The sequence below is a fragment of the Neobacillus canaveralius genome, assembly GCF_047237705.1.
GTDB classification, from domain to species: Bacteria; Bacillota; Bacilli; order Bacillales; family Cytobacillaceae; genus Neobacillus; species Neobacillus niacini_K.
This window is the reverse complement of sequence record NZ_JBDFLL010000001.1, coordinates 4,072,990-4,094,523: the sequence shown is the minus strand read 5'-3', so window position 1 is coordinate 4,094,523 and position 21,534 is coordinate 4,072,990. Positions and strand designations below refer to the sequence as shown.

18 protein-coding genes and 1 pseudogene are annotated in these 21,534 nt (G+C 39.7%); 15 read left to right on the top strand and 4 right to left on the bottom strand.

Translation table 11 applies throughout. The annotated features are described in order from the left end of the window. Positions 1 to 5: 5 nt before the first annotated feature. Entirely contained in the window at positions 6 to 1,757 is a 1,752-nt protein-coding gene (locus ABC255_RS20290; protein WP_412996363.1) for a sigma-54 interaction domain-containing protein, read from the top strand. A 471-nt stretch (positions 1,758 to 2,228) separates the two neighbouring features. On the opposite strand, the pseudogene ABC255_RS20285 reads toward ABC255_RS20290, so the two are convergent. Beyond that, a pseudogene (locus ABC255_RS20285) lies at positions 2,229 to 2,543 on the bottom strand (isochorismatase family protein); the annotation flags it as partial. A gap of 150 nt (positions 2,544 to 2,693) precedes the next feature. Between ABC255_RS20285 and ABC255_RS20280 the strand changes: the two are divergent. Continuing rightward, positions 2,694 to 3,857, top strand: coding sequence for a low temperature requirement protein A (locus tag ABC255_RS20280; protein WP_412996362.1), 1,164 nt, complete (start codon positions 2,694 to 2,696; stop codon positions 3,855 to 3,857). Positions 3,858 to 4,251: 394 nt separating this feature from the next. Here ABC255_RS20280 and ABC255_RS20275 read toward each other — a convergent pair whose 3' ends face one another. After that, on the bottom strand, positions 4,252 to 5,601 hold the full coding sequence (locus ABC255_RS20275) for an MFS transporter (protein ID WP_412996360.1): 1,350 nt from the start codon (positions 5,599 to 5,601) through the stop codon (positions 4,252 to 4,254). A gap of 545 nt (positions 5,602 to 6,146) precedes the next feature. Between ABC255_RS20275 and ABC255_RS20270 the strand changes: the two genes are divergently transcribed. From ABC255_RS20270 to ABC255_RS20240, 7 genes are all read left to right on the top strand, one after another. Continuing rightward, entirely contained in the window at positions 6,147 to 7,277 is a 1,131-nt protein-coding gene (locus tag ABC255_RS20270) for an FAD-dependent monooxygenase (RefSeq protein ID WP_412996359.1), read from the top strand. Between the two features lie 59 nt (positions 7,278 to 7,336). Next, on the top strand, positions 7,337 to 8,443 hold the full coding sequence (locus ABC255_RS20265; protein ID WP_412996357.1) for an alpha/beta hydrolase family protein: 1,107 nt from the start codon (positions 7,337 to 7,339) through the stop codon (positions 8,441 to 8,443). A 34-nt stretch (positions 8,444 to 8,477) separates the two neighbouring features. Beyond that, the gene (locus tag ABC255_RS20260) at positions 8,478 to 9,422 is read left to right on the top strand and encodes a VOC family protein (protein WP_412996355.1); all 945 of its coding nucleotides are present in this window, start codon (positions 8,478 to 8,480) and stop codon (positions 9,420 to 9,422) included. Between the two features lie 90 nt (positions 9,423 to 9,512). Further along, positions 9,513 to 10,418, top strand: coding sequence for a fumarylacetoacetate hydrolase family protein (locus tag ABC255_RS20255; protein WP_412996353.1), 906 nt, complete (start codon positions 9,513 to 9,515; stop codon positions 10,416 to 10,418). A 12-nt stretch (positions 10,419 to 10,430) separates the two neighbouring features. Continuing rightward, positions 10,431 to 11,231 (top strand): SDR family NAD(P)-dependent oxidoreductase, encoded by an 801-nt coding sequence (locus ABC255_RS20250; protein WP_412996351.1) that lies wholly within the window; start codon positions 10,431 to 10,433, stop codon positions 11,229 to 11,231. Between the two features lie 49 nt (positions 11,232 to 11,280). Next, positions 11,281 to 12,036, top strand: coding sequence for a cyclase family protein (locus tag ABC255_RS20245; RefSeq protein WP_412996349.1), 756 nt, complete (start codon positions 11,281 to 11,283; stop codon positions 12,034 to 12,036). Positions 12,037 to 12,242: 206 nt separating this feature from the next. Beyond that, entirely contained in the window at positions 12,243 to 13,505 is a 1,263-nt protein-coding gene (locus ABC255_RS20240) for an MFS transporter (protein ID WP_412996347.1), read from the top strand. Between the two features lie 85 nt (positions 13,506 to 13,590). On the opposite strand, the gene ABC255_RS20235 is transcribed toward ABC255_RS20240, so the two are convergent. Together ABC255_RS20235 and ABC255_RS20230 are read right to left on the bottom strand one after the other, a co-directional pair. Continuing rightward, the gene (locus tag ABC255_RS20235) at positions 13,591 to 14,526 is read right to left on the bottom strand and encodes an amidohydrolase family protein (RefSeq protein WP_412996345.1); all 936 of its coding nucleotides are present in this window, start codon (positions 14,524 to 14,526) and stop codon (positions 13,591 to 13,593) included. A 23-nt stretch (positions 14,527 to 14,549) separates the two neighbouring features. Further along, positions 14,550 to 15,326, bottom strand: a complete 777-nt coding sequence (locus ABC255_RS20230; RefSeq protein ID WP_412996343.1) for an IclR family transcriptional regulator — start codon at positions 15,324 to 15,326, stop codon at positions 14,550 to 14,552. 237 nt (positions 15,327 to 15,563) lie between these two features. Here ABC255_RS20230 and ABC255_RS20225 point away from each other — a divergent pair, with 237 nt between their 5' ends. From ABC255_RS20225 to pobA, 6 genes are all read left to right on the top strand, one after another. Then, entirely contained in the window at positions 15,564 to 17,027 is a 1,464-nt protein-coding gene (locus tag ABC255_RS20225) for an aldehyde dehydrogenase (protein ID WP_412996341.1), read from the top strand. Positions 17,028 to 17,040: 13 nt separating this feature from the next. Continuing rightward, positions 17,041 to 17,820: a 2-keto-4-pentenoate hydratase gene (locus ABC255_RS20220; protein WP_412996339.1), complete on the top strand. Its 780-nt coding sequence runs from the start codon at positions 17,041 to 17,043 to the stop codon at positions 17,818 to 17,820. A gap of 18 nt (positions 17,821 to 17,838) precedes the next feature. Then, positions 17,839 to 18,621: a 2-keto-4-pentenoate hydratase gene (locus ABC255_RS20215; protein WP_412996337.1), complete on the top strand. Its 783-nt coding sequence runs from the start codon at positions 17,839 to 17,841 to the stop codon at positions 18,619 to 18,621. Between the two features lie 25 nt (positions 18,622 to 18,646). After that, positions 18,647 to 18,829 carry a 4-oxalocrotonate tautomerase gene (locus ABC255_RS20210; protein WP_179599365.1) on the top strand — a complete coding sequence of 61 codons (183 nt, stop codon included), beginning with the start codon at positions 18,647 to 18,649 and terminating at the stop codon, positions 18,827 to 18,829. Between the two features lie 455 nt (positions 18,830 to 19,284). Then, positions 19,285 to 20,133, top strand: coding sequence for a DODA-type extradiol aromatic ring-opening family dioxygenase (locus ABC255_RS20205; RefSeq protein ID WP_412996335.1), 849 nt, complete (start codon positions 19,285 to 19,287; stop codon positions 20,131 to 20,133). A 20-nt stretch (positions 20,134 to 20,153) separates the two neighbouring features. Next, positions 20,154 to 21,359, top strand: coding sequence for a 4-hydroxybenzoate 3-monooxygenase (gene pobA, locus ABC255_RS20200; protein WP_412996333.1), 1,206 nt, complete (start codon positions 20,154 to 20,156; stop codon positions 21,357 to 21,359). Positions 21,360 to 21,534: the final 175 nt, after the last annotated feature.

Here is a 21,534-nt window from a genome sequence, read left to right as displayed (position 1 = left end):
CAATTATGGTTATTCATATCGACCTTGTAGTGGACACAGTTAAAAAGGTGTTTGAAGAATACAAAACCTACAATGAAATAAATTCAGTGATACAAATCATCCACTGCGATCTATCTTACATTTGCCATTATGATCCTCTTTTAGATGAAGTGGTTTTGGATAGTGGCAGGGGAATTGATCTGCCCCGTGATGTAACACTCATGCACAAAACGACATGCTATGATAACACCATGGCTGGATGGGAGAAGGCAGGGGTATCAGAATTCTTATACTCTTCACCCATTATAGTAGAGCAAGAAACGGAATACTATTTGGTGTGTACTTCTGATATTGATCATGACGCACTAACTCTTCTTATAGTAGACCTGTTGTCAACATATATTAGCACACGGCTTGAAACACACATAAAGCTTCAGGAGATTCACTTAAAGAACGATCATATGAAACAAATTACAGAAACAGTAAGTGCAGGTAGTTTATCTGTCGATAAGTTCGGAACCATCATGTTTATCAATGAGGTGGGAGGGGAAATGCTCGGTGTAAGAGCAGAAGAAGTATTAGGAAAGCCCATTTCAGAGGTTTTGGATAATCAGGCATTTTCATTAGACGTCTTGGAAATTGGTATGCCGCTCATCAACAAAGACATAATAATAAAAATTAATAAAGGGCAATATCATTTTAGACTATCTTCCGTTCCCCTCTATGATAATTCGAATGAACCAATTGGTGCTATTTTTCACTTTAAAGATATTAGAAAAGAAGTAGAAATTATAGTAAACACAAAGGGCTTTTTTACCTTTGATGATATTATTTATCAATGTAATGAAATGGAAAGCTTAATCCATTTAGCCAAAAAAGCTGCATTACAGGACTCAAGTATCTTAATTGAGGGTGAAAGCGGTACAGGGAAGGAACTAATTGCCCAATCTATTCATAATTACAGCAGCCGTTCAAACAATCCATTTATTGTCATTGATTGCTCAGCTATACCGCGAAATCTAGTGGAAAGTGAATTATTTGGCTATGAAGCTGGTGCATTTACTGGTTCACACAAAAGCGGCATGATGGGAAAGTTCGAACGCGCCAACGGAGGGACTGTTTTCCTAGATGAGATTGGGGAAATGCCATTAGAGATTCAATCTAAGCTGCTTCGAGTGATACAAAGCAGGTCGATTACGAGAATCGGAGGACATGAACCGATTTCCCTTAACATCAGGATTATTGCTGCTACAAATCGAAATTTGGCGCACGAAGTATCAGAAGGTAACTTTCGAAATGATTTGTACTATCGACTGAATGTAATCAATTTGTTTGTCCCTGCTTTACGTGATCGTAAAGGAGATCTGCCATTACTCGTCTATAAATTGATGGAAAAGACGGCAAAACGTGAAAAAAGGGAAGTTCCCAAGCTTTCGGGACGGGTTATGGAGGTACTAGAAAACTACCCTTGGCCGGGGAATATTAGGGAACTGGAAAATACAATGGAACGTGCTGTCATCCTTGCAAATGGAGAAATTGACTATCAACATTTACCAAAGCGCTTGTTGGAAATACAAAATATAAAGTTGTGTTCCACACCAGTTCAAAGTGAACCTTTTGTTAATCAGACTCCGCAAAAGCCAAAGAGTGTCATGGAACAGCAATTAATTATCAACGCCCTTAAAGAGTCAAAAGGAAACAAAAGTAAAGCAGCAAAAAAGCTCGGCATAGCCAGATCCACCTTGTATGAAAAATTGTATCAGTATCAATTACTTTAGCCGTTCTATTAACATAAAGGAGTCTCCCTTTTACAATAAAGGGTTCCGTTTTCGGGTGCTTTCGTAATAAATGACACAAGATTGACGTATGAATTGCATACGTCTCTTCTTTATTTATCAAGATTTGCTCGGAATTTCTTTAACTTTGACATAACCATTGGCATCATTTTTTTATTGAACAATAAGTATTGTGCAATTTAAAAAAAGTGCAAAAATTACCGTCAATTTTTGAATAGGAAGTTTTTCCTTTCTATATAAAGGGAGGTTAGTTGAACAATTGTCCTTAGCTTTTTTGGGGGTACCACTAGCAAAACGCGGATTTAGAACGTTAAGGAAATTCAAAAAAAAAGCCTAATTTCTCAGGTGTTATAAGTGAGAAATTAGGCTTTAGTTACTTCAGAAAAACGCCTTTTTCTTGAATAAGCCAGAAGCTTTATATTGGAAAAAGTGAGTTATAAACAAGTTGCTATTCTAGTTAGGCTGCTTGCTGAAATCTCTCTGAGCTCCCCTATAGCTTCCAATAAGATTTTGATAACCAGGAAGATGGCTAGAAATTAAAGCGCCAAAACCTTCAACATCATTACGCCAATCACGTTGTAATTCGCACGCTATGCTAAACCAGTTCAGAAGCTGCACCCCACCATGGGCCATACGCGTTAATGCCGCATCCGCTACTTGTTTACTGAATGTTCCAGAAGCATCAGCAGCAACAAATACTTCATAACCAGCGTTCACAGCGGAAAGTGCAGGAAATGCAACACAAACATCTGTTACTACTCCCGCAATGGGCTGTAAGGATTTCTCTTTAGTTTTCTTATTATTCGGCTCGTGTTTTGCAAGCTATGGAAAATGGTCTATGTTAATTTTATTTCACTTTCAATTACCATATACTTCTAGCATACTAGTAACTATAAAAGAATTGGAGGGAGTGCAGAAATGGAAGAAAAGAAAGTTACCTGGTTAGAACTTTTTTATGATTTGTTATTTGTGGCGGCGGTTGCTGCTGCGACTCATGTTTTACTTCATGTTGAAGATGGTCATATCCATGCAGAGTATTTAGTAAAGTTTGTATTAATTTTTATTCCTATCTGGTGGGCTTGGGTAGGGCAAACCATATTTATTAACCGGTTTGGAAAAGATCTATTTCATCAACGTATCTTTTTAATTCTACAAATGTTTTTTGTACTAATTATGACATCAAGTTTATCAGTTGATTTTGATCCTTATTATCTTTCTTTTTTAATTGGTTATATTGGCTTAAGAGCAGTGACTGCTATCCAATATCTTATTGTCCAGCGTATAGAAACGGGAGTTCGAAAACAAGCAGCCCTCTTTTTGGGAAGATATTTTTGGATTGGAATCGTCATTTCATTATTGTCCGTCTTTTTTGATTCCTGGGTTCGATATGCTGTGTTGTATACGGGAATCCTTATTGATATCATTGTTCCGGTGCTTGGACGAAAATGCTTAGAAAAGGTTCCCACAAATACGGCTCATTTATTAGAGCGATTTGGTTTATTTACCATTATTCTCTTTGGGGAAGCTCTTATTAGTACACTTGCGATCATTCAGCCTACACAAGGAAATTGGGATTCAATAGGCTTTGCGATCATTTCATTTATCCTGATTATATCGATGTGGTGGCAATATTTCGATAACATGGAGAAGAAACTCGACAAGTCTTTACAAACATCCGGCCAAATCATTATTTATGGTCATCTGTTTATTTTCATGTCTTTAAGCATGATTGCAGCATCTATCAGACTATTGTTTTTACATGAGGTCCATTACTCATTTATCTTATTTTTTGCTTTTGGATCTGTATTACTCTATTTCCTGTCAACTACCTTTGTTTTCCATCAATATAGACATGTGCACCACCGATTGAAAATTTATCATTTAGGGTTATTTTTAGGAATTTTAACCGTCTTTTTTATTATTAATTTGATTATTGTAGTACCCAATATTTTGATAATAGCTGAATTAACCTTGTTTTTTATTATCTTTACTAAACTAACAATTTCTAATAAAAAGCAACCGTTGAAAAATGAGATTCATCCGAGAATTGGGATTGAGGAAGATAATAAAAACTTTTATTAAGAGAAGATGTCTTGAACTGGTTACTTGAAATGTTATTCAAGATGATTATTTAAAAGTAATGGATGTTATTAATATTTGGTGGGGAAGTAGACAAATGACACATTTGTTGCCTCGATTCTTTTTTGAGCATTTTCAGTCAACGAGTTTTATAGTTGAAGATGTAGGCTCATATGGAACATCTACACTGTGAATTGTTGTTGAAACCAATAGATGAGTTAAGTAAGCGGTAGCTTTAGTTTAGCTATTCCTAATAAAGAAACTCGCCAATTTGGCGAGTTTTGCTTTTTATATACCAATAACGATGTCAAAATGACTAACATTCCGGCACTTATTTTTAGAAATGCAGCTCTAAACGGAACCCTTTACTTTTACGAGGGGAGAATCTTATAATCCATTAACTTACATGAACTTTAATAGTTTCCTCTTTGTTGTCGTTTTCATTTTTATAGGCATTTTTTAAAGGCACCATTGAAAGGGCCACGGCTGCAATCAAGCCAGGGATCGCAAAGGCGATAAAATTTAAGTGAATGGGTAATGAAACGGATAATAGGAACCCTCCTAAAAGGGGTCCGAGCATGCCTCCGGTCCTGCCGACTCCAGAAGCCATCCCTAATGCTGTAGATCTAATTGTTGGCGGATAGTACTGAGAAACATAGGCTTGAACAATATTTTGTGCACCAATGGTTGCAGCTCCGGCAATCGCTACCAATATGTATATTACAAACGTATTTCCTCCAAATCCTAGGAGTGTCAGAGCAACGGCGCCTGAGGCATACATCGGAACAAGCATTTTTTTTGAACCGTATTTATCACAAAGTCGTCCGATTATTAGTGTCCCGATAATGGCTCCGCTTTGGAGGGCAATAAGAAAGCCTAAGCTTGAATTTAATCCATATCCTGCTTCCATCATCAATTTTGGAAGCCAAGTATTCAAACCATAAACCATCAATAAACAACTGAAAAACGCTATCCAGAACATAACCGTACTGAATGCACGGTTTTCCTTAAATAATCCAATCATAGGAACTTTTGATTCTTGTATTTTTATGTCCATAACTTCAACATTCTCACCAAAATACGATTCTGGACTTACTTTAGCAAGGGTTGCAATCAATTTTTCTTTTTTGCCTGTACGGATAAGATAGCTGGCTGTTTCAGGCAACTGTTTATACATAATAGGCAATAATAATAGAGGAAGACCCGCAAACCAGAAGATTGATTCCCATCCGAATGTTGGCATTATGAAGATTCCTATTAAGGGAGCTAGAATTCCCCCAACAGAATATCCACATAATACGATACTTACAATCATACTTCTCATCGTTTTCGGAGCATAATCAGTTAATAGTGCGATAACATTTGGCATGATTCCTCCCAAACCTAAGCCAGCTAAGAAACGAAAGGTTGAGAAAGTTGTAGGGGTTTCGGCAAATCCGCAAAGGAATGTAAATAAACTAAACAATACTAATGTTATTGCAATCACATTCTTTCGGCCAATACGGTCAGCTAAGGTACCGAAAAAGATTGCCCCAAACATCATCCCAAATAACCCATAGGTTCCGATTGCTCCAGCTTCCACCGATGAAAGATTCCATTCCTCTATCAAGCTAGGAACGACCGTTCCATAGACGACCAAATCATAACCATCGAACAAGATGATGATAAAACTCCAAAATAGTAACCCTAAATGAAAGCGGTTAAATTTGCTGTTAGCAATAACCTCTGTAGAATTAATCGTTTTCATATTTTTCCCCCTTATAAAAGTAATTTTAAATGATAACGCTTACGAAAATATAAGAGAATTCATATTTGTTGTGTGTTAACACTAATTGCACTTTACTAATAGTTAATATGGTTCTCTAATTAGAGATTATAAACATTAGGGGTAATTATTTCAATAAAGGATTTATACTTTTCGAAATATTATTATTAAATTGGGTACATAGAACCATTAAATATACAAAAAAGCGGGGACTATACCACAATTTAAGTCTAGGATCCAAAACATTCTTTGGGTCATATTTAAAAACGCTGCTTGCGCTTAGTTTGTTGTACTGAATTCGGACAATTCAAACACATGTGTAGTGTTTTCGAACAAAAAATAACGGAGAATGGACTGTCCATTTTTCGGAATATTGAGAATGACAGCGTTTTCTGCTTTGGCACGCTTCTTGCACGATGTATTGGTATAGGATTCACACACCTTTTTACTATGTACACAGTGTGAAGATTATTTATTGATTGCATTAAGTATTTGAATCCTAAAGCCAAATTAAAGGAGGGGTTTTCTTGTCAAAAGTAAAAAAGGTTCTTATCGTTGGGGGCGGCATTGGCGGGCTGGCAACAGCTATTTCCTTACAAAAAGCCGGAATTCAAACAGAAATCGTTGAAAAACAAAAGGAATGGAATGTTTATGGAGTAGGTATCATTCTTCAATCAAATGCACTAAGGGCGATTGATGCACTTGGTATTACTGAAGAATTCTTAGCAGTGGGAACGACACACTCTGCCTTACATATCCGTGACGCCAAGGGAAATATGATCTTTGATGCACCAATTCATCCATCAGGAAAGTTCAATATGACGGGAGGTATACCACGAAGGGATTTTCACGAAATTTTGCTGCAAGCTGCTATTGAAAATGGAACGAAGATTCGAATGGGTACCACTGTTAAAGTGATTGAAAATGCAGACAAATTTGTCTATACAAAATTTACCGATGGAACCACAGAGACATATGATCTAGTAATTGGAGCTGATGGAGTCAGATCGAAGGTTCGTAACTTAGTGTTTGGCGATATTGAACCAAACTTTGTCGGACAGGCTGTTTGGCGTTATACACTCAAGCGTCCCAAGGACCTCGAGAACATTACGATGTTTTATGGACGAAAAGCCAAAGCTGGGATTGTTCCTATGACCGAGGATAGTTGCTATGTTTTTGTTGTTACGGCAGAACCTGGAAACCCATGGAAGCAAGAAGATCAGCTGCATGTACTTATGCGTGAGGCCTTTCAGGAATTTGGCGGCTTAATTGCAGAATTAAGTGAACAAATTACAGATCCGAAAGAAGTGGTGTATCGTCCGCTCGAAACCCTAATTGTCGAGAAACCTTGGTATCGGGACCGGGTATTATTAATCGGAGATTCAGCACATGCAACCGTTCCTCATTTAGCACAAGGTGCTGCGATGGCGATAGAGGATGCGCTAGTATTAGCGGAATTGCTGCAAAAAGAAGAGCCAGTTTCAGATATTTTAGATGAATTCATGGAAAGACGTTTTGAACGCTGTAAATTTGTTGTTGATAATTCAAACACGCTGGTTAATTGGGAACTCTTGCAATTAGTAGGCAGACTGCCAAAAGAGAACAACCCGAACGCCATTGTGGCACAAAGCCTAATTAGAATGACAGAGGTCATCTAGAAGACTTGAGAACAACTTAAGGACTCAAAAAATTATACAGAGTATGGAGTGTAGTAAATATGTGGCATTATTTTCCTGAACATTATATGTGGTCTTATCAAATTGTAAGGATGTTTAGCCAAGCCCATTTTGGCGGCGGTGAAGTAAATGAAATTCTAGAAGCAGCTGGAAATATCACGCTGGGTGATACGAATAGTTTCCATTATGCATGGATGGGAGCTGGTAATCGCACACTTGCCGTGGCAAATGAAGCCCAGGACAAAGAACAGATTGAAACAGCTCGATCTGCCTATTTGCGGGCGTCCAATTATATTAGAACCGCCGAATTTTTCCTTCAGCCGGATGATCCTAGAAAAATACCAACCTATTTAAAAGGAGTTGAATCCTTTAGAAAAGGTGCGGAAATGTTGGAAAATCCGCCAGTGGCAGTACAAGTTCCCTATGAAAACTCGTTTCTGCCAGGATACTTTTTCGCTGTACCAGGTAAAAAAGAAACCCCATTAGTCATTATGTTTGGCGGTCTTGATTCAACGGCAGAGGAACTTTATTTTGGTCCGGCCCAGCTGTTAAATGAACGGGGAATTGCTCTCCTTGCTATAGATGGTCCAGGTCAAGGCGGAGCATTAAGGCTAAACCATATTTCATCTCGTTACGATTACAATGTCGCGGGTACTGCTGCATATGAATGGGCTGCAGAAAACCTTGATATCGATCCAAATCGAGTTGGAATCATGGCGGTTTCAATGGGCGGATATATGGCGGCAAGATCAGCAGCCTTTGAACCGCGCTTCAAGGCATGTGCCGTTTGGGGTGCTGTTTATGATTATCAATCAGTTTGGGCAAAGCGTCCAGATAACCATCCGTTAGCAAAGATTCTCCAGCATGTTGTTGGTGCAGAATCAATGGAAGAGGCACGGAAAAAGTTGGACCTCTTTAACCTTAAAGGGGTTGCTGAAAAAATCAGTATGCCAACCTACATTATTCATGGTGAAGATGATCGTCAGGTCTCTGTCGAGAATGCTTATAATCTATACAATGATTTAACCTGCCCAAGATGGTTGAAGGTTGTAGCTAAAAGCAATCCGGGTTCCGCTCATTGCCAGGTGGATAACGTTACCGAGACTTACGAGATGTACGATTGGCTCAAGCTTCAGTTGAACGCATAATACACTACTATTCATTTTTAGGAGGAAGAAAATCATGTCAAAAAGAAATCATTTTATCTCACAATTAGCCCACGTGGAACTATTAAGCCCAAAGCTAGAAGAATCCGTAAAATTTTTTAGGGAAGTTTTGGGAATGGAGGAATCCGGAAGAATCGGTCAATCTGTTTACATGCGTGCATGGGGAGAGTTTTTTCACCACAGTTTAAAGATAACTGAAGCAAAAACAAATGGGGTTGGCCATATTAGCTGGCGTGCAGAAAGTGAAGAAGATTTACTGGATGCTGTTCAATACATCGAGAACATGGGCTGCGGTAAAGGCTGGATTGATGGAGACCTCGGACATGGAAGAGCCTATCAATATTACTCTCCTGATGGACATTTAGAAGAGATTTTTTGGGATGTTGAACTTGCCGAAATCCCTGCTCATCTGAAGAGTAAATGGAGATCTCGTCCGCAAAAAAATCCAAGCCGCGGTGCGTCAGTTAGACGATTAGACCATGTGACTCTCTGGACAAGTGACGTAACTCGTCATACAAACTTCTATAAAGAGTTAGGTTTTAAACATAATGAAGGAATTGTCATTCCAAATGGAACAGAGGTTGGTTCCTTACTAGCTGTTTCAAGCTTGTCACATGAAATTGCCTTATTTGCTGATTTTAAAAGGGAGCATGGGCCGCTAAACCATTTATGCTTTGCAGTGGAAAATCGTGACCAAGTGCTTGAGACTGCTGATTATGTGGTTGATAATGGCTACAGATTAGAGATGAAACCATTTAAGCATGCTGTAGGTGAGGCGTTTACGACGTATGCAATTGAACCAGGTGGAAATAGAATTGAAATCTATGGTGGTTCTCCGTTATACTTCGCTCCAGATTACGGTCCTAAGATGTGGAAGGTTGAGGAAAATCCGAACGACGCCTGGGATGAAGTAAATATTTTTGAATCCAAGCAGTTTGATAGTATCAGAGAAAAAGCTTAAATCTATCATTTTTCAGAGGTTCAATGAGCGTAATAAAGGACGTCTAAGTAGATGTCCTTTATTAGTTTTAATAGATTAGGAGATGTGATCATGAAATTTATTACTTTTCGAAATCCAGAAGGTAAACAATGTGCCGGGTGGCTCCACGGCGATGGTGTAGTGGATATGGAACTTGCTGGTCAAGGTGAATTACCAGACAGCATACGCGAATTGTTAGAACATCAAGATACCTATATGCCAGTTATCCAATCAATAGAAAAAGAGGTTCAGCCAACCTATTCAATCGACGAAATTGAACTGCTTGCGCCTCTGCCGAATCCATGTACGTTCCGGGATTTTGTAGCATTTGAAACACATGTAAGAAATGCAGCAGCGACACACGGAAACAGTGTGGCACCAGAATGGTATGCAGTGCCAATCTTTTATTTTTCAAATCCAAATGCCATGAGGGGACCAGGAGAAGAGGTAGCACGTCCTAAAAAGAGTGTGAAATTGGACTATGAATTAGAAATGGCCTGTATTATCGGAAAAGAAGGGAAAAACATTAAAGCAAGTGAAGCAAAAGAGTATATTTTCGGCTATACGATTTTAAGTGATTGGTCGGCACGGGACTTGCAGGCGCAGGAAATGAAGGTATTACTTGGACCAGCAAAGGGAAAAGATTTTGCTACATCCATCGGGCCTTCAATTGTAACAAAAGATGAATTGGATAAATACAAAATCGGTGATGTCTTCGACTTAGAAATGACGGCTAAAGTAAACGGAGAAGTATGGTCCCATGGGAATTTTAAAGACATTTACTACTCATTCGAGCAAATGATCGAGCGTGCCTCGGAGGACGTTACCTTGTACCCTGGTGACATCATCGGCTCTGGAACCGTTGGGTTTGGCTGTGTTTTAGAATTGGGAACTGAAAAGTACCGCTGGCTGGAGCCTGGAGATGAGATAGAGTTGGAGATTACTGGAATCGGAGTGTTAAAAAATAAAATTGTTTAGGAGATTGGGGACTTGGAAACTTCACTACATGTCCGTAGAACCATATCTAATAGATTTACAGGAAAGGTTTGCTTAGTCAGTGGAGCAGGTTCAGGAATTGGGCAGGAAACAGCTATTTCCTTTGCAAGGGAAGGTGCAAAAGTTATCGTAGCTGACATCGATGAAGAAGGTGGCCAGCAAACCTTAACCTCTATTGAAGCAATAGGAGGGGAAGGTGTATTTATTAAAACAGATATTTCAAAAAGTGCTGATGGTGAAGCGATGGTTCAAGCAGCTGTGGAGCATTTTGGACGGCTCGATCATGCGGTCAATTGTGCTGGGATTACGGGAGGTGTGAGTATACCTACACATGAGTATCCAGAGGATCGCTGGCATCAAGTAATAGCTGTTAATCTCACTGGAATGTGGTATTCCGTTAAAGCCCAATTAAATCAAATGCTGAAACAAGGTGGAGGAACAATCGTTAATGTTTCCTCTGCTGCAGGCTTAAAAGGGCATCCCAATAATGTTCCATATTCAGCAACGAAGCATGGCGTAATTGGGTTAACGAAAACAGCGGCCCTTGAATATGCAACCCAACATATTCGCGTGAATGCCGTTTGTCCTACCGCAATTGAGACCCCGATGATCATGGATGGGCGTTTGAATTTAAGAAATAACCAGGAATTACGAGAAAAGTTTACAAATGAGCAGGCAATGAGGAGGATGGGTCAGCCTAAAGAAGTCTCTGATGTTATTTTGTGGTTGAGTTCGGATGAATCATCTTTCATTACCGGGCATGCCATGCCAGTTGATGGCGGGGCATTTGCATAGTAGAACAAAATCTTTATTAATAAATAGCTAACGAAACGGAGGGCAAAGTATGTCTAGAATAATAGATTTAAGTGTTTCAATCGAAGAAGAGTTAAAAGATCCACTTCCATTCTCAATCCGTTATGAAACGCATGAAGAGGGGGCCGAATTTGGTGCGAAGCTGGTTGGTGTCACACCGGATGATTTTCCAGAGAGAAAGGGACTTGCCGGGGAGTTTCTGACTCTGACAAGCCATGCCGGCACTCATGTCGATGCACCTTGGCATTATTGGCCAACAGCAGAAGGGAAACCTTCGAGAACCATTGACGAGCTCCCACTTGAATGGTTTTTCAATGATGGTGTTGTCCTTGACTTTACCGACAAGCCAGCGGGTTATGCAGTAAGCATTTCAGACCTTCAGGAAAAATTACAAAAAATAGAATACCAATTAAAGCCGTTTGATATCGTAATGATTCGCTGTGATGCGGATAAGAAACGATACGAGCCCAATTATAGTGAAATACATGTTGGAGTTTCGGCCGAAGCCACTCTTTGGCTGATTGATCAAGGCATAAAAGTGATGGGGACAGACGGCTGGGGCTGGGATACTCCACTTGCCATTCAAGCAGCGGATTACAAGGAAAATCCACGTCCAGGTGTACTTTGGGCCGCGCATTTTGCTGGTAAAGAAAAAGAATATTGCCAAATCGAAAAACTGGCAAACTTGGATCAATTACCGCCATATGGATTTAAGGTATCTGTTTTTCCAGTGAAAATTAAGGGCGCAAGCGGAGGCTGGACCCGTGCCGTAGCTATATTAGATTAAAGCGACTTTATAAATTAATCTAATATAGTATTTATATCACTGTAAACGAAATTGTATATTTCTCTAATAAATAATACTGCCCTATACTTTTATTAAGTTAAGCGCTTACTTAAAGAGAAGTATGGGGAGGTTTGGGCCTAAGCCCCAAATTAATATGAGGGGGGCTCCCATGTAATGTTTTATTAATTGAATAAAGGGGTGTAGTTGTGAGCAAAAAAAACCAATCATTTTTTAGGTATGAAAATAACCTGCTGATTCTTTTATTTTTCGTCTTTGGTCTCGTTTTTATGGACAGGTTAAGTATTATCTATTTGTTTCCATTTGTAGCTGAGGAGTTAAATTTGAGTAATACTCAAATGGGAATGATTGTTGGGGCTACGAGCATTGCCTGGGGGTTCTCAACCTTACTTTTTGCTAGTGTTTCAGATTTTATTGGCAAAAAGAAACTCACGTTAATCATTTTTATTCTTGGGTTTTCTATCGCCACCTTTACTTCTGGGTTAGTTGCCGGGCTTGGTTCACTTATTCTTGTTCGTTTATTGATGGGAGTTACAGAGGGCCCTGTCATTCCGTTGGTTCAGTCTACCATGATGGCGGAATCAACGCCTAAAAGAAGGGGATCGAATCTGGGATTAATCCAGGGTTCGGGCGCATTATTGGGAAATGCCCTTGCACCTGTAATTGTCGTGGCAATCGCAGCGGCAACGAACTGGCGTTATTCTTTTTTTGCCTTGGCCATTCCAGGGATCATCTTAGCGGTGATACTAATGTTTTATATGAAGGAGCCTAATTTTAATACAGGCTTAGGTAGAAACGATAAAAGAGTAAAACCAACGTTTCAGGATTATAAAAAGGTATTTAAAACACGGAATGTTTGGGTTAGTATGTTGATGTCTATCTTTTACATGATGTATTTATTAGTATTTACAAGTTTCATGCCGCTATTTCTATCTGGTGTTTCGAACTATAGCGAAGCGCAATATGGAGCTATTTTAGGAATCATGGGGATTGGAATGTTCATTTGGCAATTTCTTCTGCCGTTTTTATCTGATAGACTTGGAAGGAAAACGATTATTGTTCCTGCAACATTAATCGCTATAGTGCTTCCGCTTTCGGTGGCAGCTTTCCACACGAACTTTGCACTGCTGGCCATTTCTATCTTTATTCTTACCATCGGGTTTGGGGCACAGCCGCTCTATCTTGCCATCATACCATCAGAGTCGGTTCCTAAGGTTTTTGCTGCAACAGCGATTGCATGTGTTGTTCTTACTGGAGAAATCATTGGCGGAACAGCAGGTCCTGTTATTGCTGGAATCCTTGCTGATAAGTTTAGTCTTTACACACCGTTATGGCTTGCGAGCGGGACGGCAGTTGTGTTCTTCTTGCTATCCTTTTTACTCAAGGAAACTGCACCAGTAAAATTATCTCAAAAAATTTCAGAAGATTCCGCCATTAATACTACTATCTAAACAATAGAAGTTAATATGAAGCGACTTAAAGGCACCAGAATATAACCATTCAAGTGCCTTTAGTCATTACTATTCATTTTTACCTTTATCCTAATATAGAATTTACGCCCTCTTGAAGCTTTCCTTCAGGTGGCCAAACAGAAAGGTCAAAAGGATAATCAGATCCAGGAACAACCCGGTCTACTCCAACTGCTTTAACGAGGAAATCCATACTTTCTTTATTCCACAAGACGGAGTCATACCAAAAGCGTTTTAAGTATTCAGATGGTGGTGCCATAAGGTTGGAAGATACAAGTTTCCACTGCTCATAGCCTTTGTCCAGTCGGCCGATTTGATAAGGAAGAAAACCGCCGCCATGGGCAAATAGAATTTTTACATGTGGAAACCGGTCAATCAAGCCGCTTAATAAAAGATCCGTCGCACAAACCGTTGTTTCCCAAGGCACCCCTATTAAATTGGGCATCATTCTTCTGTTTAATCGAGGGTCTTCGCACAACAATGGATGGATAAAGACGATGGCCTTTTGGCGATTGGCCTCTTCAAAAAATGGTGTGAAACATTCATCCGATAACATTTTTCCAGGAAGGCCAGGACCAATGATGACGCCTTTAAGTCCAAGATTCATGGCGTTTTGTAAGACTTGGGCTGCTTTGTCTGGGTTGGTAAGGGGTACGGTGCCTAATGCTGAGATTTTCTGAGGTGCTGATTTAGACCACTCAGCCAATGAGTGATTATAAACGATAGAGATATCCGTTGTGATTTCATCAGGAAAATCGTAAAGAAAAAGCTGCGGGATTGGCGAAACAACAGAATGAGTTACACCCGCGCTTTCCTGTTGCGTTAAGTAGAGTTCGCTGTCAATAAAGGCTTTTTTTAGTTCAAAGCCCCATTTTTCATTAATAAATAAGAAATCATCTTTGTTTTTTTCTTTTCGAATCCATTTGGCATTCACCTGTTCCTTGTTATCCTTTAGCCAGGTTATAACATCAGACGGGATAAAATGAGTATGAAAGTCATGCATATGATAAGCTCCTTTTCATAAAATTAGCCTCTGTATCCCATTCGTTCTGAGACTTCCTTGGCAGCGGCTATTATTTTCTTGGCAAAACCTTGAATCTTATTAGGCTGAATTCTTTGTTTCGGTCCGACAACTGACAAGGCTGCAATCACTTTACCTCTATAATCGTAAACGGGTGCAGCAATGGAATTTACTCCTTCATTTAGCTCTTCAAAACTAGTAGAATATCCATTTTTCTTAATTTCTTTTAAATTAGCAAGGAGTTTATCGGGGTCCGTAATCGTATTTTTTGTGTATTTTTCTAAGCCTTTTTCGAGGACTGAATTAACCAGTTCCTCATCCGCATAAGCAAGCAGCACTTTACCAGAGCTCGTACAGTGTGGAGGATTTCGTCTGCCAACATGTGTTAAGAATCTTACGGGATGATTACACTCTACTTTTTGCAAATAAATAACATCTAATTTATCTATTACAGAAATGTGAGCGGTTTCACCGAGGTTTTCAACAAGCCGGCCTAAGACAGGGTAAGATTCATGGTAAACATCTGTGTTGCTATTAATGATACTGCTTAACGAAAGAAGTGAGAGACCAAGACGATATTTTTTCGTTTCAGGGTCTTTCTGAACAAAGCCTTCACTTGCCAGCGTGGCCATGGTACGGCTTACCGTGCTCTTGTTAAGTCCGAGCGATGATGAAATATCACTTACCTTTTTTTCAGGCTCATCGATTGAAAAGCTTTTTAAAATTCTAAGCGCATTCTTAACTGAGGAAAGATATTGATCCTCTTGATTTTTAACTTCCAAATGATTCACCCCTTGTTTCAAAATAGAAAACAATGTTGTTCTATAGTACGCAATATAGCAGAAAGTTTTTTAAAAGAAAAGGAAAAATTAAAATAATTTAGAGTATTAAAATTTATTTTAGAAATCATTCTAGTTGTTGCGTATAGAGCAACATGAGCGTTGTATGTGAAACTCGAAAGCGTTACCATCAACTTATGTAAATAAATTAAATTTTTTCCAATTAGGAGGAATTCGGATATGCAAGTAGAAACAAGAGTAAAAGCAATTAATTGCTTACACTTCATTAATGGGAAGTTCGTTGAGTCCCAAAACCAAAAAACATTTGAAAATATTAATCCAGCCACAGAAGAAGTGTTAGGAACTGTTGCAGAAGGTGGAAAAGAAGAAGTAGATTATGCCGTAGCAGCTGCTCGCAGAGCATTAAACGGAAAGTGGAAAAATACCACAGTTTCTGAACGTTCTAAAATTCTTCGTCGAATTGGTGATTTAATCCTTGAAAGACAAGAGGAATTAGCCCGCTTAGAATCATTGGATACTGGTAAACCATTTTGGCTGGCAAATAGCATCGATATACCGCGTGCAGCGTACAATTTTCACTTTTTTGCCGATTATATGATTTCTGTTAACACGGACGCCAATCAGCAGGATGACCAAGCCATTCATTATTCGTACCGCCGTCCTGTTGGGGTTGTTGGCATTATTAAACCTTGGAACCTACCATTACTTTTACTTACTTGGAAATTAGCACCTTGTCTTGCGATGGGGAACACAGCTGTAATTAAACCAGCTGAGTGGACACCTATGACAGCAACAGTATTAATGGAGATTTGTAAGGAAGCGGGAGTACCAGACGGTGTGGTCAATCTCGTACATGGTTTCGGTCCGAATTCTGCAGGCGGAGCCATCTCAGAACATCCGGATATTGATGCGATTTCCTTTATTGGTGAACCAGGAACAGGTTCTGCGATTATGAAAGCAGCATCCACTTCATTGAAAAAACTATCATTTGAATTAGGTGGTAAAAATCCAAATATTATTTTTGCCGACTCAGATCTTGATGAAGTCGTTGAAACGACGATTAAATCTAGTTTTATTAACCAAGGTGAGGTTTGCTTATGTGGTTCACGTATTTATGTAGAACGCCCAGCCTATGAAGAATTCTTAAAGAAATTTGTTGAAAAAGTAAAAACACTAAAAGTTGGTAAGCCGGAAAATGAAGATACAAAGGTTGGCGCATTAATCAGTAAGGAACATTATGATCGTGTGAATAGCTATATTGAAATCGCACGTAATGATGGCGCGAATATTCTTACAGGCGGTAAACGTCCAGAAGGATTTGAAAAAGGTTATTATTTAGAGCCAACGATTATTACTGGTTTGGACCGCAATTCCCGCTGCGTTCGTGAAGAAATATTTGGACCTGTCGTGACGGTAATGCCATTTGATATGGAAGAAGAAGTGATTGTGCAAGCAAACGATAGCCATTATGGATTAAGTGCAACCATCTGGACCAATGATTTAAGACGTGCTCACCGTGTTGCTCATCAAATTGAAGCGGGAATTATTTGGGTTAATACCTGGTTCTTACGCGATCTTCGTACCCCATTTGGCGGAATGAAAAACAGCGGCATCGGTAGAACCGGAGGCATGCACAGCATTGATTTCTACTCTGAATTATCCAATATAACCATTAAACTGTAGAAAGGGTGTAAGAATGTTGACGAGTAAAATAGAAGAGTTTGCAAGAAACTTGGCAGAAGCAGAGTCCACTCGAGTCGGAATTGTACCGCTTACTTCAATCGATTCAGAGTTAACAGTAAAGGAAGCCTATTACGTTCAGCTTGAAAATATAAAGAAAAAGGTAGAGCAGGGGCAGAAAATAGTTGGGAAAAAAATTGGTTTAACATCCCTGGCCATGCAAAATCTTTTAGGAGTTGATGAGCCGGATTATGGTCACCTGCTAGACAGTATGGTAGTTGAAAACGGAGGCTCTATTGATATTGAACGAGTTCTACAGCCAAAGGTAGAGGCGGAGATTGCCTTTATTTTAAAAAAGGAATTACGTGGACCGAATCTTACTGCACTTGATGTCCTTCAGGCCACAGAATATTTGGTTCCTGCGCTTGAAATCGTTGATAGCAGAGTAAAAGATTGGAAGATTAAGCTTGCCGATACAGTTGCAGATAATGCTTCATCAGGGTTTTATGTACTTGGCGGCAAACCAGTTAAGGTTGAGGATATTGATCTTGAGTTACTCGGAATGGCTTTTTATAAAAATGGCGAGCTAGTTAATACAGGGGTTGGAGCAGCGGCATTAGGTAATCCAGCCAATTGTGTTGCTTGGCTGGCGAATAAATTGTCTGAATTTGATATCCCATTGCGCGCAGGTGAAGTGATTCTCTCAGGAGCCTTATCGGCAGCGGTAGAAGCGCGTGCCGGAGATACATTTACGGCAAGATTCGCACATATTGGGCAGGTAAGCATCCACTTTTAGAACGGAGGAGAAATTTTAATGAGTCAATATAAGGAAATTGCCAATTACCTCGTTTCAGCGGAGGAAGAAAGGCGTGAAGTTCCGAAGGTAACTGTAAGCCTGAAACCGGATTTATCGGTGGAGGAAGCGTATCTTGTTCAACAAGAAATCGTAAATCGCAAATTAAGTGAAGGTAGAAGAATCGTTGGTCCTAAGATGGGTTTAACCAGCTTTGCCAAGATGAAGCAAATGGGCATTGAAGAGCCTATTTATGGTTATGTATTCGATTATATGTTGATTGAAAATGGCGGCAAAGTCCGATTAAGTGATGTAATTCACCCGAAAGTAGAGGCTGAGGTTGCTTTTGTGATGGGAGAGGATCTTGAGGGTCCGGGAATAACAGGTGCGCAGGTTCTCGCGAAAACGGAGTACGTTCTTCCAGCATTAGAAATCATCGACAGCCGTTATGAGAACTTCCAGTTTACGTTGCCGGATGTTATTGCTGACAATGCCTCTACTGCACGGGTTGTGTTTGGAACATCATTGAAAAAACCGGAACAATTTGAATTGGACCTTGTCGGGGCAACGCTATCAATTAATGGTGAAATCAAGGAATTGGGTGCAGGAGCCGCTGTCCTAGGACACCCCGCCCATTCTGTTGCGATGCTGGCAAATATGCTGGCAAGGAAGGGTGAAAAGGTTCGCAAGGGTGACGTGATCCTAACTGGCGGCATTACAGCTGCCGTTAAGTTGAACTTTGGCGATATCGTAACCGGAAAATTTGATGGATTTGGCGAAGTATCATTTACCGTAACCGATTAGAAATTTGTAAATAGAGGGGATTTTCATGCCTATTATTCAAGTGCAAATGATGGAAGGAAGACCAAAAGAAAAAGTAGCAGAATTAATCCGTAATGTAACGAATACAGTTTCTGAAACTTTGGATGCTCCGAAAGAGAATATAAGAGTAATCGTAACAGAGATCCCTAAGACACATTGGGGAAAAGCTGGGGAGCCTGTAGAAAAATAAACTAATGACCTTAGCATGGTGGTTAATACCTCCATGCTAAGAGTGATTCTTTATAGAAAAGGTAACTTAGATCTTTTTTAGTGCCCTAAGGAAAGCTTGAAAAAGAATTAGGGTCACTATAGAAATCCTATAGTGACCAAAGAGAAGCTTGAAAAAGGATTTGGGTAACTATAAATCTCTTATAGTGACCGAAGCAAAGCTGAAAATAGAATTTGGGTAACTATAAATCTCTTATAGTGACCGAGGCGAAGCTTGAAAAAGATTTTGGGTCACTATAAAGCTCTTATAGTGACCGAAGCAAAGTTAAAAATAGAATTTGGGTAACTATAAAGCTCTTATAGTGACCGAAGCGAAGCTAAAAATAGAATTTGGGTAACTATTGGACGTTGAGTATCGACCGAAGCGAAGCTATAAAAAGGTTTCTAGCAGTGGAAATTTATTAAGGGGGTTTTGTTATGACGATTGAATTTAGTATGTTGGCTCCTCACGTTCCGAGTATGTGTCATGAGGATCTCGTACCTGAATTCCAAAAGGATATGGCTGCTTCAATGAAGGAAATTGGGAGACAGCTGAAGGAAATAAATCCAGATGTAATTGTATTAGTTTCATGTCATTGGCCGTCTACCTTCTTCCATTATGTAGATTGCACGCCTATTCATAAAGGAATCCTTACTGCATTTGAAGCACCGGATTTAATAAAGGATGTGGCGTATCATTACCCAGGTGATGAAGACTTGGCTAATCAATTAGTAGAAGCTGGAGTAGAAGCAGGTCTCCAGGTTCAAGGAGTAAATGATCCTTATTATCTTTGGGATTATGGCAGTGTAGTTCCTTTACGATACTTGGTGCCGAATGAAGATATTCCTGTAATTAATTTATCTGTCACCTTGGCTGCCAATTTAGAAGAAACATATAAATGGGGGCAAACAATTGCCAAAGTTTTACGAGAGACTGATAAGAAGGTAGTGTTTGTTTCCAGCGGTGCATTGTCTCATAACCTAGTCCGCGGCAGACATAATACGCCGACTGTTACGGAACATGCGATGGATAAACAGTTTATTGAATTTATGATGAATAAGAATTATCGAGCAGCTTATGAAATGCTGCCTGAATATGCGAGGCATGCAAGGGTAGAGTCAGGAGGACGTCACCTTGCCATGTTGTTCAGTATGATAGAGGAGGGCTGGGAGCCTGCCTATCTTGCCGATGGTCAATCATCCGGCAGCTGGAATGCAGTAGTTACATTTGGAAAAAAGGTAGCAACAATCACTGAAACGACGGAAGAAAACGAATTTGCTAAATAAAATTAGATAGGAGGGAAAATATGCGTACGCAAGTAGGAATAATCGGAGCAGGTCCTGCAGGACTTTTGTTGTCACATTTATTGCATCTGCAAGGGATTGATTCTATCATTCTAGAATCCCGCTCGCGTGAAGAAATAGAAGGCACAATCCGCGCAGGCGTCCTAGAACAGGGAACCGTGGATTTATTGAATGCAACAGGTGTCGGTGCCCGCATGATGAAGGAAGGGCATATCCACCATGGAATTGAATTGCAATTTAATGGGAGAAGACATCGAATCGATATGCATGAACTGACTAGAGGAAAAAAGATTACTGTATATGCTCAACATGAGGTGATTAAAGATTTAGTCGCGGCACGTCTTGAAGAAGGCGCAAAAATATACTTTAATGTCAAGAATGTCAGCCTTCATCAAATCGAAACATCAACTCCTATAATCCGGTTTATGCCAGAAAATGCAACAGATTTTGAAGAATTAAACTGTGATTTTATTGCAGGCTGTGATGGATTTCACGGACCGAGCCGTCAGGCAATCCCAGCAAATATCCGGGTTGAAAAACAAAAAATATATCCCTTTGGCTGGTTAGGAATTCTTGCAAAAACAGCCCCTGTCAATCCAGAATTAATTTATTCCAATCATGAAAGAGGTTTCGCGTTAATAAGTACAAGGTCGCCTGAAATTCAACGGCACTATATCCAAGTAGATCCAAAGGATGATATTGCGAATTGGTCAGATGACCGTATTTGGTCAGAACTACATGCAAGGGTTGATATGGATGGCTGGAGCATCCTGGATGGACCGATTATACAAAAGAATATTGTTTCCATGCGCAGCTTTGTATGTGAGACGATGCGTTATGGAAACCTATTCCTCGCGGGAGATGCAGCTCATATTGTTCCTCCAACCGGTGCGAAAGGGTTAAATTTAGCAGCAGCAGACGTTCAAGTATTAGCAAAGGGCTTGAGTGAATATTACCATTCTGGTGAGGAAGACTTGCTTAATCGTTATTCAGAAATTTGCATCCGCCGTATTTGGAAAGCCCAAAGATTCTCTTATTGGATGACTACCATGCTGCATCGTAACTTTGAACATAGCTCGTTTGAATATAACATTCAGTTGGCTGAGTTAGATTATGTGACTTCCTCACATGCCGCTGCAACCAGTCTTGCAGAAAATTATGTCGGGTTACCAATGGAAATACAGACTAATTATTCAATAAAGATTTGAGGTTATTAGTTCTATTTTGAAAGCGAATACAACCATAACTAAAATGAAATGCCAATCTGTTCATTGATGAAAAACTCGCACCTTCCGCGTAGGAAGGTGCCTTTTAACATGTTCATTGCACAATGTCCTTTAATTTTGCCAGCAATCTCGCCTTAATAAAATCGCAGCTGATTAA

Bases quoted from the DNA above. Each gene is read 5' to 3' on its own strand.
- ABC255_RS20290 (WP_412996363.1), top strand. From the start codon at position 6: ATGGTTATTCATATCGACCTTGTAGTGGACACAGTTAAAAAGGTGTTT.
- ABC255_RS20280 (WP_412996362.1), top strand. From the start codon at position 2,694: ATGGAAGAAAAGAAAGTTACCTGGTTAGAACTTTTTTATGATTTGTTA.
- ABC255_RS20275 (WP_412996360.1), bottom strand. From the start codon at position 5,601: ATGAAAACGATTAATTCTACAGAGGTTATTGCTAACAGCAAATTTAAC.
- ABC255_RS20265 (WP_412996357.1), top strand. From the start codon at position 7,337: ATGTGGCATTATTTTCCTGAACATTATATGTGGTCTTATCAAATTGTA.
- ABC255_RS20260 (WP_412996355.1), top strand. From the start codon at position 8,478: ATGTCAAAAAGAAATCATTTTATCTCACAATTAGCCCACGTGGAACTA.
- ABC255_RS20255 (WP_412996353.1), top strand. From the start codon at position 9,513: ATGAAATTTATTACTTTTCGAAATCCAGAAGGTAAACAATGTGCCGGG.
- ABC255_RS20245 (WP_412996349.1), top strand. From the start codon at position 11,281: ATGTCTAGAATAATAGATTTAAGTGTTTCAATCGAAGAAGAGTTAAAA.
- ABC255_RS20235 (WP_412996345.1), bottom strand. From the start codon at position 14,526: ATGCATGACTTTCATACTCATTTTATCCCGTCTGATGTTATAACCTGG.
- ABC255_RS20225 (WP_412996341.1), top strand. From the start codon at position 15,564: ATGCAAGTAGAAACAAGAGTAAAAGCAATTAATTGCTTACACTTCATT.
- ABC255_RS20220 (WP_412996339.1), top strand. From the start codon at position 17,041: ATGTTGACGAGTAAAATAGAAGAGTTTGCAAGAAACTTGGCAGAAGCA.
- ABC255_RS20215 (WP_412996337.1), top strand. From the start codon at position 17,839: ATGAGTCAATATAAGGAAATTGCCAATTACCTCGTTTCAGCGGAGGAA.
- ABC255_RS20210 (WP_179599365.1), top strand. From the start codon at position 18,647: ATGCCTATTATTCAAGTGCAAATGATGGAAGGAAGACCAAAAGAAAAA.
- ABC255_RS20205 (WP_412996335.1), top strand. From the start codon at position 19,285: ATGACGATTGAATTTAGTATGTTGGCTCCTCACGTTCCGAGTATGTGT.
- pobA (WP_412996333.1), top strand. From the start codon at position 20,154: ATGCGTACGCAAGTAGGAATAATCGGAGCAGGTCCTGCAGGACTTTTG.